This is a genomic window from Microcoleus sp. C2D2 (genome assembly GCF_036702495.1).
Classification (GTDB): Bacteria; Cyanobacteriota; Cyanobacteriia; order Cyanobacteriales; family Microcoleaceae; genus Microcoleus.
The window spans coordinates 1-9,729 of record NZ_JAUBTO010000115.1; the positions used below are offsets into that span (position 1 = coordinate 1).

General features: G+C 44.2%; 7 protein-coding genes. 2 read left to right on the plus strand and 5 right to left on the minus strand.

What is annotated here, in order from left to right; genetic code table 11:
* Positions 1–650: 650 nt before the first annotated feature.
* From QUB61_RS28275 to QUB61_RS28285, 3 genes are all read right to left on the minus strand, one after another.
* A complete protein-coding gene (locus QUB61_RS28275; RefSeq protein ID WP_333133886.1) occupies positions 651–812 on the minus strand; it encodes a hypothetical protein in 162 nt (53 codons plus the stop codon).
* A gap of 45 nt (positions 813–857) precedes the next feature.
* Positions 858–1,058 carry a hypothetical protein gene (locus tag QUB61_RS28280; protein ID WP_333133885.1) on the minus strand — a complete coding sequence of 67 codons (201 nt, stop codon included), beginning with the start codon at positions 1,056–1,058 and terminating at the stop codon, positions 858–860.
* A 181-nt stretch (positions 1,059–1,239) separates the two neighbouring features.
* Positions 1,240–1,836 (minus strand): hypothetical protein, encoded by a 597-nt coding sequence (locus QUB61_RS28285; protein WP_333133884.1) that lies wholly within the window; start codon positions 1,834–1,836, stop codon positions 1,240–1,242.
* 291 nt (positions 1,837–2,127) lie between these two features.
* On the opposite strand from QUB61_RS28285, the gene QUB61_RS28290 reads away from it, so the two are divergent.
* Positions 2,128–5,982: a WD40 domain-containing protein gene (locus QUB61_RS28290; RefSeq protein WP_333133883.1), complete on the plus strand. Its 3,855-nt coding sequence runs from the start codon at positions 2,128–2,130 to the stop codon at positions 5,980–5,982.
* A gap of 130 nt (positions 5,983–6,112) precedes the next feature.
* On the opposite strand, the gene QUB61_RS28295 is transcribed toward QUB61_RS28290, so the two are convergent.
* Both QUB61_RS28295 and QUB61_RS28300 read right to left on the minus strand, forming a co-directional pair.
* Positions 6,113–7,093 carry an aldo/keto reductase gene (locus QUB61_RS28295; RefSeq protein ID WP_333133882.1) on the minus strand — a complete coding sequence of 327 codons (981 nt, stop codon included), beginning with the start codon at positions 7,091–7,093 and terminating at the stop codon, positions 6,113–6,115.
* Between the two features lie 413 nt (positions 7,094–7,506).
* Complete coding sequence (locus QUB61_RS28300; RefSeq protein WP_333133881.1) at positions 7,507–8,907, minus strand: glycoside hydrolase family 10 protein; 1,401 nt, start codon at positions 8,905–8,907, stop codon at positions 7,507–7,509.
* A 228-nt stretch (positions 8,908–9,135) separates the two neighbouring features.
* On the opposite strand from QUB61_RS28300, the gene QUB61_RS28305 reads away from it, so the two are divergent.
* The coding region (locus tag QUB61_RS28305) for an FAD-dependent oxidoreductase (RefSeq protein WP_333190216.1) at positions 9,136–9,729 on the plus strand (594 nt) is incomplete at its 3' end.

Genomic DNA, 9,729 nt, shown 5'->3' on the forward strand with positions numbered 1-9,729 from the left:
TCATCTTTATTTGACGATTTTACTAGCTTTTTCATTTTAACTCTTTTTTGACACATTCGCAAAAGTGAGATGCACCCCAATTTGGTTTTTTGTACCCGCATATTTTGAAACCAACTGTTCAAAATTAGACATATCATTGAGAAATAATGGCAACCATAAATCTTGTGAGAGTTGGGGGCTCGATACTAAGATAAACTTTAATTCTGATGTCAAAAATCCACTATAAAACCTGGCACCCCGAATAGTTTACCATTATAGAAAATGAAGCTTTTCCCAAAAATTAGTACATTTTATTCCGCGATAATTAAGAGACACCCTAGAAGAAAAAACCAAAGCAGTAGTAACAGCCAAGTTTAGTAGTACAACAAAAAATATGGAATAGATTCCCACCCCTTTATTCCAAACGCCAGGTACAAACAACGATGCGAGCCAACTCAAAGGCGCAAGACCTATAAAAAGGATACATGATAACAAGAAAGAGTATCTAAAATATGTAGTTTGCGAGCACATTTTGCGCTATAGTTGACTATTTACAGTTCAGATAACTTGACAAAATAACAGTTTAATTTTCCCGATCGTTGATTTGGGTGCTGGCAATGATACGAAAGTATCCACCACACAGCGTCAATAAAAGACTCGCGCGATCGCCCTCAGTTCATTGTAGACTGAAAGGGCGATCGCACAAAGCTATAGTGATAGTGCAGATATCGCAACATGAACTGACTAATATCTGCATCGACTAATAAGCTAACCCCACCTACGGCGTACTTGTTATACAGATTGCCATCCAAGAGTTGTATACCGCTAGGCATCCATCTCTAACCGCTAGAAACTACAAGAACGCACCCTACAGGAACTTAATTACTTATATCATCGATGGTGTTAACCTGCACCCAATTCACCCGCGAAGCACCGTAGAGAATAAATGCATTCAACAAAGCATAGGCATCACCACAGTTGTAACCTTTTTCTTTGGTATTGACTCGATCGGCTTCAACGCATTTTCTATCTGCCCACTGGTTAACGGCAACGCGGTACGACAGGAGCGAGAGGGGCATTCATATCGTCGCCGCAGGCGGCATTCCAGTTATTTGTAGGTCTGCCATTCATGCGGCCCAAACCCCAAACGCCTACAGGTTTCCCTTTGACAGAAACGCCCACCACTGCTACTATAACGCAACGATGGCGCATAAACAGGGAATAGTAGGGTGCGTTGTTAACGCACCCTACCAATAGGGTCTAACCAAATTTTTTGCAAACGCGGGAAATTGTGATTACACCTACCCAGGTCGCGTTGATTTCAAAGCCCTTATTACCGCACTTATCACTAGCCCAATCCATCCATTTTTTGTAAATTGCTAGATGAATTTTGATAGCCGTGGCAATAATACCACCTAATGGTTTGATAGCGGCAATAGCTGTTAAAAAGGCGTTAACAGACGGGTGATTTACGCCTTGAATAATCTTGCGGCCTAAACACTCATTAACGGTAATCTGCAAACCAAACCAGCGCCATTTTGCAGAGGCTTGATCTTTGCAAGTCGCCAAAGTGGTACTCGTAGTCGCCAAAGTGGTACTCGTAGTAGCCGACTCATTAGCGTAGTCAAAAGTTTTTTCGTAGCGGTACTGTTCGTCGGTCAAGTTGTTGAATTGAGCCACCATCCGCTGTACTTCGGCAACTTTTTCGGGGCTTAACACCTGAGAAATATCGGGGTTTATACGGGCGGTGCGACCCTCCTCGTACACATAACGGTCAGCTTTGCCAACCAATTCCCAGTTAGGATCCGGTGCGGGCGGTCTAAAGTTATCACTGAGGTTAGTGCCTTCGATTGTCATTTCAGTTACTCCTGGTTGTTCAAAGTGTTCAGAGTATTGAATGTTCGCGTTTTTATTGCTGCAACATTCGCTTTCTGTTACCAGTTTCTTGCCAAAACAGCAGAGCGACAATGGTGATAAAATCAGGTATTAGACCAACTGATAAATAGCTTTAAATTCAAAATTTATCGGAAAAAATCAGGTGCGACCCGATCGAGCACCCCAAAAATAGGAAAAAGTCAGGTTTTCTGCCCAACCTCTAGACAATCACGGCAGTTATCGTATAATCAAGCCTAGATTTGGTGGGAGGCAATGATGAGAGAAAATATAGCTAAGTATGAATACCATATAGGCGGTAGTCTCCCAGCAGATGCGTCGAGTTACGTGATGCGGCAAGCAGACTTGGACTTTTACGAAAGTTTGAAAGCGGGTGAGTTTTGTTACGTGCTGAATTCGCGGCAAATGGGCAAATCTAGTTTGCGGGTGCGGACGATGCAAAGACTGCAAGCGGAAGGGTTTCTCTGTGCTTTTATTGACCTAACCGGAATTGGCAAGGAAGATGTAACGGCAGAAAAGTGGTACGCCGGACTTGTCCAATCTCTGGTAAGCAGCTATCAGCTTGGCAAAAAAATTCACTGGCGGGCTTGGTGGAAAGAGCAGCGGGAATTATTGTCACCCGTGCAGCGGTTTAGTTTGTTTATTGAGGAATTTTTATTAGTAGAAATTGAAGAAAATATTGTGATTTTTGTTGATGAAATTGACAGTGTTTTGAGCCTGAGTTTTTCCCTGGATGATTTTTTTGCTTTAATTCGGTTTTTCTATAACCGACGAGTGGATGTGCCAAAATATCAGCGTCTCACATTTGCTTTGTTGGGAGTGGCGACTCCTTCGGATTTGATTGCGGATAAAACCCAAACACCATTTAATATTGGTAGAGCGATCGCACTCAACGGCTTCCAACTTCACGAAGTCCAACCGTTAACCGATGGGTTGACGGGAAAGGTGAGCAATCCCCAAGAAGCGATCGCACAAATTCTAGACTGGACAGGCGGACAACCATTTCTCACCCAAAAACTGTGCAAGCTGATAATTGAAGCATCAGCATTGGGAAATTACCCATCGGTGGAACAGGTGGTGAAGTCGCGGATTATTGAAAATTGGGAATCCCAAGATGAACCTGAACATTTAAAGACAATTCGCGATCGCATCCTGAGAAATCAGCAAAAAGCCGGGCAGTTGTTAGGGTTATATCAGCAAATTTTGGAATCCGCGAACCCCCCCCAACCCCCCCCGAGCAAGGGGGGGCTAAATGCTGCTGCACCCCTTACTCAGACAGAAATAGCCGCTCTTGCTCCCCCCCTTAACAAGGAGGGGCTGGGGGAGGTTCTTGCTGATAGCAGTCCCGAACAAACAGAATTGCGACTGTCAGGTTTAACAGAAATAGCCGCTCTGGCTCCCCCCCTTAACAAAGAGGGGCTGGGGGAAGTTCTTGCTGATGGCAGTCCCGAACAAACAGAATTGCGACTGTCAGGTTTAACAGAAATAGCCGCTCTTGCTCCCCCCCTTAACAAGGAGGGGCTGGGGGAGGTTCTTGCTGATAGGAGTCCCGAACAAACAGAATTGCGACTGTCAGGTTTAGTCGTGCAACAGCAGGGAAAATTAAAAGTTTACAACCGGATTTACGAGCAAATTTTTAATCAAAAGTGGGTAGAAAAACAATTAAAAAAGCTGCGCCCTTACTTCGAGGCTTTTAATGCTTGGGTAGCTTCCAACTATCAAGATGAATCGCGACTGTTGCGAGGTAAAGCCTTGCAAGATGCACTTTTGTGGTCAACTAATCAAAGTTTAAGTCCGCTCGATTATCGTTTTTTAGCCGCTAGCCAAGATTTTGATAAGCGAGAAGTGCAACAGGCTTTAGCTGTTAAAGAAGAAGAAGGTCAGATATTAGCTAAGGCGAATGATACCTTAGTTTCAGCTCAACAACAAGCAAAAGTAGAATTTACTCAAGCCAAGCGCAGGGCTACGCGGATCATTGCGATGGGTTCTGTAGTTTTGGGAATTTCTGTAATCACAGCAATCTCGATCCAATTACAAGTAAAAAAAGCTCAACAGGAACTAGCCGAACGACAAGTAGTCCTGCAAACTTTATTCTCTAAAGCAGCTTTAGTTTCCGATCCTTTTGAAGCACTGTTGAAAGCATTACAAGCAGCGCAGCAGATGAAAAAATTAGAACCATCAGCCACCAACGATACACAGTTGCAGGTAATGAGGGGACTGCAACAAGCAATTTATCATGTTAGAGAAAGCGATCGCGCCCTCGGTCATCGCGGCGCTATCAGAAGTGTAACTTTCAGTCCCGATGGCAAAATTTTTGCTTCTGCTAGCGAGGATAAGACAGTAAAACTGTGGAATGCTAGACCAGCTACATTAATATCAACCCTGACAGGACATACTGGTAGAATTGTGAGTGTGAGTTTTCATCCTAATGGCAAGATTTTGGCTTCTGGTAGTGAAGATGGTACGGTCAAGTTGTGGGATGTAACGCACAGCACTTTAATTAAAACTATTAAGGCTCATCGTAGCTGGGTGAGAACTGTTAGTTTTAGTCCTGATGGTCAAATTCTCGCTTCCTGTAGCTCCGCTGGCTTTATCAATTTGTGGAAAACAGTAGATGCTACATTATTAAAAACTCTGAAAGGACATACCAGTACCGTTAACCATATTAGTTTTAGTCCCGATAATCAAACTCTCGCTTCTGCGAGTTTTGATACGACAGTGAGGCTTTGGAATATTCACGATGGCACCCTGATAAATACTCTGGAAGGTCATAAAAGTCATACCAGAAGTGTCAGTTTTAGTCCCGATGGTAAAACCTTAGCTTCTACCGATGAAGACGGCATAGTGAAACTGTGGAATGTAGCAGATGGAACTTTACTGGAAAACCTCCCAACCCATCGCAGGGCTGTCTGGAGTGCAATTTTTAGTCCAGATGGCAAAACTCTAGCCACTATCAGTTCCGATAGTAAAGTCAAGTTGTGGAATTTAGAGGATATAAACGACAACAGAATCGAACCACAACTTCTCAAAGGACATCGCGGGAGAATTTGGAGTATCGGTTTTAGTCCAGATGGCAAAACTCTGGTTTCTGGAAGTTTTGATAGTGCAATCAAGCTATGGAATTTAGAGGTTAGGGAACCGCAAACGATTAAAGGAAATAGCACTAATGTTCAATCTGTAAGTTTTAGTCCCGATGGTAAGATTCTTGCTTCTGGTAGCGACGACTTTAAAATAAAGCTATGGAATAGCAAAAATGGTACTTTACTCCAAACTCTTAACGGTCATCAAGGTCGGGTGCTAAGTGTTAGTTTTAGCCCAGATGGTAATATGTTAGCTTCCGGCAGTGATGACAAAACAGTGAAGTTGTGGAACGTGCAAGATGGTAGATTACTAAAAACTCTCAACGGTCATCGTGCTTGGGTAAGGAGAGTTCGCTTTAGTCCAGATGGGAAGACCTTAGTTTCTGGCAGTTCTGATAGTACGGTAAAACTTTGGAATGTAGCAGATGGTAGGTTGCTGCAAACTTTTAAAGAACCGCACAGTATTGTAACTGATTTAAGTTTTAGTCCAGATGGAAAAGCTTTGGCGGTGGCTTGTTCGGACGGTGATATAATGCTATTAAATTTAAAAACAGCTACTTTAACGCAGGCTTTTCCCGCTCATAGCGGTTGGGCAAATACCGTTAGTTTTAGTCCCAATGGTAAAATTTTAGCGTCGGGTGGTTCGGACAGTACCGTCAAACTATGGAATGCAGAAAATGGCAAATTTTTGTTTACCCTAGAAGGACATTTATCTGAGGTAACTAATATTAGTTTCGATCCCGATGGCAAGATTTTAGCTTCCTCTAGTGAGGAGGGTACTGTGAGGGTGTGGAATCTAGAAAATCGTCGAGAAATATCAACCCTAGAAGGACACCTCGGCAGCGTTACCAGCGTTATGTTTAGTCCCGATGGCAAAACACTGGCTTCTGCTGGGATTGACAATACTATCAAGTTGTGGAATTTAGAACTTGATTTAGATAATTTAATCGGGCGGGGTTGCTTGTGGCTAAAAGATTACCTTGTCACTCATCCTGAAGCAGAAGTAAGGGAAATTTGCCGAAATAAGTAATGGGTAATAGGTAATGAACTAAGCTGTCGCGCATTTAAATTGTATATTCAGGGCGGGCGGGACACCCCACAAGACTTTGATTTTTTTTTGACATACAATTTAAATGTCGCAACAGCTTACGAACCTATTATTACTTAGTTTGAAAGATATTCTGCACCATTTTTTTATCTACACTCGCCGCCGCCTTATCCAATTCTGCAATTTCGCCCGAGTCCAACTCCCACCCCAAAGCACCAATATTATCCCTCGCCTGTGCCACAGATTTCGCCCCAGGAATCGGAATAGTTTCTTTGCAGATGCACCAGTTGATTGCTACCTGCGAAACAGTCTTGTTTCTGAATGCCGCTATTTCTCGCAAACATTCCAAAAGCGATCGCATTCCCGGAAGTAGCTGCTTGCACGCCAAACCTCGGATACCTTTAGGAAGAGAGCCGTTTTCGGAATATTTACCAGTCAGCAACCCCAAGGCTAGAGGGCTGTAAGCAATCAATTTTATCCCCAATTCATCGCAAACATCTTTTAACCCTAGTTCTGTCACCGGATAGGTGGAAAGTAGCGAATATTGCACTTGTAAAGTAACAATAGGAATTTGGCGATCGCTAAATTTCCGATGCACCCATTTCAGCCGTTTCGGCCCGTAATTAGACAAGCCCACTCCCTTGACCAATCCTTGCTCGTAAAGGTCAGCCAGACCATCCAAAAGAGCCCCCTCTTGCCAAGGAGCGTAATTAGCTGTAGACCAGTGCATTTGCACCAAATCTACATTTTTTCCAAGGCGCGAAGCAGAGGCTTTGCAAGCCGATATCATTGATTGTCGCGTCAGTCTCCAAGGATAAGCAGCCAGTTTTGTCGCAATACAAATTCTGTCTTTGTTTGCACCTTGATATTGTTGAGAAAACTGGCCCAAAAGCTGTTCGCTGCGTCCATTTAATTTCCCTGTTCCGTAAGAGTCGCCGGTATCGAATAAAGTGACACCGCTGCTGACGCAAAGATTGAACGCGGCTTGCAATTCCTCGTCCATACTTTCATCGTAGCCCCAAAGCAGTCGGTTGCCCCAGGCCCAAGTACCGCAGCCCATTTTTGGCAGTAAAAGTTTTGGATTATTTGACATTTTTGTTGATGGTAGTTGTTATAGCAAGTCCGGTTAAATAATCACACAGGAGTGTAGGGGCGGGTTTTACAAACCATAATTGCCTACAACTCATTATCTCGTAAACCCGCCCCGGCTAGTATGATTAATCAAGTGTAGGGGGGGGGTTTACAAACCATAATTGCCTACAACTGATTATCTCGTAAACCCGCCCCGGCTAGTATGATTAATCAACCGGAGTTAATATTAGCAGGAATACAGATATTTTGATTTGGACACAAGAATGTTGTGTTCCTAATGTATTGTAGGCAATTATTAGCTGGGCGGGGCTGGTTTTTAGTTCCTTTTAGTTGCAGTCAATATTGTTGGTAAAACCCTCTCCTCCGAATTAATGGTTTTTAACTAATGACTAAGGACTAATGACTGATGACTCTTTAATTCTTTGACGTGGTTGGCGAGGGCGAAGGTGCGCTGTTTTTGGTAGGTTTATCCGGCTTAGCTTTGGGGTCTGGTTTGGGTGGCGCAGGTGGAGGGAAAGTCGCCGCGCGTCTGGGTATTTGTTGCGCTGTTCGGAATGCAGAAGACGGGAAGAAAGCACTAAATTGAGAAAGTCGATCGGCGATGGGTTCTGGTGCATATTCCCACAAGCTTTCGTAGTAGAAGAAAGCGACGCCTAAGCCGTATTCTTGGACTGCTCGCACCTGAGATTTAATTTGCTCAATCGGTACGGGGCTATTTCTCAAACCTGTCATAATCCCTACTCCGGTGGGGATTTTTTGCTGTGCTTCTTGCATTTCTGGACGGTTAATTTTGTCCACAAATGATTCTAGATTGGGACGGTACACTTGCACGATTAGCTCGTCGGCAATATCCAAACGCACCCAAGCCAGCCAATCTTGTAGGTGGTGTTTATAAGCAAAATCGTAGTAATTGGGAGAAATCGAGAAAATTGCATTGGGTTTGGCTGCTTTGACGGCTTGATTTAGCTGGGACATAAAAGCGGTAATTTTATTGGCTCGCCACTGCACCCATGCTGGATTTTCAAAATCTTTTGGCGGAGGTTGTTTTGTTTCTTTGGTATACAAAGCAACTGTGTAGTTATCGTATCCAAATTCCGACGGCAAACTCATGTGATCGTCAAATTGAATGCCGTCGGCGTTGTATTGAGTGGTGATTTCTAGTACGAGTTGGGTAATGAATTGCTGCACTTCTGGATGAAAGGGATTGAGCCAAACTACTTCGCCACCTGCGCCGTTTGATGTTTGGCTGCCGTCCTGCTTTTGTGTCAGCCAATCGGGATTGTTTAAGGCTAATTCTGAGGTGGGTGGAGCCATAAAACCAAACTCAAACCAAGGAATTACTAGCAGGCCTTGGCGGTGAGCTTGAGCGATTAAATCGGCGAGCATATCTTGTCCGTCTAATCCTCTGTAAACAAAGGGTTGAATGTCTCTTTGCTGCGCTACATAGCTGGGATACATTGCATAGCCAGAATTCCAGACAACGGGATAGATTGTGTTGAAATTTAACCGTTTTAGTTTGCTGACAGCATCTCCTAGTTTGCGGCGATCTCTGAGGATGTCTTTGTCGTTTGTAGTCATCCAAACCCCGCGAATTTCCTGGCGGGGTTGCTGGGCGATCGCCGGAATCAAGTTGTTCGCCAGCAATACTATAATGAATGAGAGGGCAAACAGAAGCTGGAAAAGAGTTTTAATCGATCGCTGCCAACTGCGCGGAATGATGCGTAATGTCATAGTTTTGAATGGTGAGTTAGCTATCGAAACACACCCCAGCCTAATTTGGTGATAAAATTTGATCGCTCTACAGTCTACAGCCATTTGCGCTGATTGTGGAATCGGTTAAGTGAAATGGGTGGATTGATGTGCTCCGATCGCAACTGAGCCAAGTACAATCTCTGATACAGAGGGTAAGTCAGAGCATTCTGTCTAACTGCTGGGAAATCATTAATTACGCACTGCAAGCTCTCCTTACCGGACTGTGCGGCCTGCCGGAGTGCGAGTGCTGTACAATATCGGTGCTGGAACATTTCGCTCGAACATCTGTAAGTGAAACATTTAGTGTTAATTGGCGGCGGTCACAGTCATGCTATCGTATTAAAAATGTTCGGTATCCAACCTCTGCCTTCCGTGCGTTTGACTCTGATTAGCGACGTGCTGCACGCGCCTTATTCGGGGATGCTGCCGGGACACGTTGCCGGGTTTTACGGTTATGATGAATGTCACATCGATTTGCGATCGCTCGCTGAATTTGCCGGGTGTCAAATATTAATAGATCGGGCGATCGCGATCGACATTAACAAAAATTTAGTTATTTGTCAAACTCGCCCTCCGGTTAATTTTGATTTGCTTTCTGTGGATATCGGCAGCACTCCTGCGACTTTATCTGTACCGGGCGCTGCTGAATATGCAATTGCAGCTAAACCCGTACCGGAGTTTTTAGCTAGCTGGAATCAGTTAATTTCCGAAAGGCTAAACCATCCCCACAAACCGCTGCGGATAGCCATTGTAGGCGGCGGTGCAGGCGGCGTAGAATTAGCATTAAATATGCAATCTCGATTGGGGAAGGAAGAGGGAAGTTCGGCAACGGATTCTGTAACGGATGTAACGGATGTAACGGATGTCAGGAAGAAGGAAGAGGGA

Bases quoted from the DNA above. Each gene is read 5' to 3' on its own strand.
- QUB61_RS28295 (WP_333133882.1), bottom strand. From the start codon at position 7,093: ATGTCAAATAATCCAAAACTTTTACTGCCAAAAATGGGCTGCGGTACT.
- QUB61_RS28275 (WP_333133886.1), bottom strand. From the start codon at position 812: ATGCCTAGCGGTATACAACTCTTGGATGGCAATCTGTATAACAAGTAC.
- QUB61_RS28300 (WP_333133881.1), bottom strand. From the start codon at position 8,907: ATGGCTGTAGACTGTAGAGCGATCAAATTTTATCACCAAATTAGGCTG.
- QUB61_RS28280 (WP_333133885.1), bottom strand. From the start codon at position 1,058: ATGCCCCTCTCGCTCCTGTCGTACCGCGTTGCCGTTAACCAGTGGGCA.
- QUB61_RS28290 (WP_333133883.1), top strand. From the start codon at position 2,128: ATGATGAGAGAAAATATAGCTAAGTATGAATACCATATAGGCGGTAGT.
- QUB61_RS28285 (WP_333133884.1), bottom strand. From the start codon at position 1,836: ATGACAATCGAAGGCACTAACCTCAGTGATAACTTTAGACCGCCCGCA.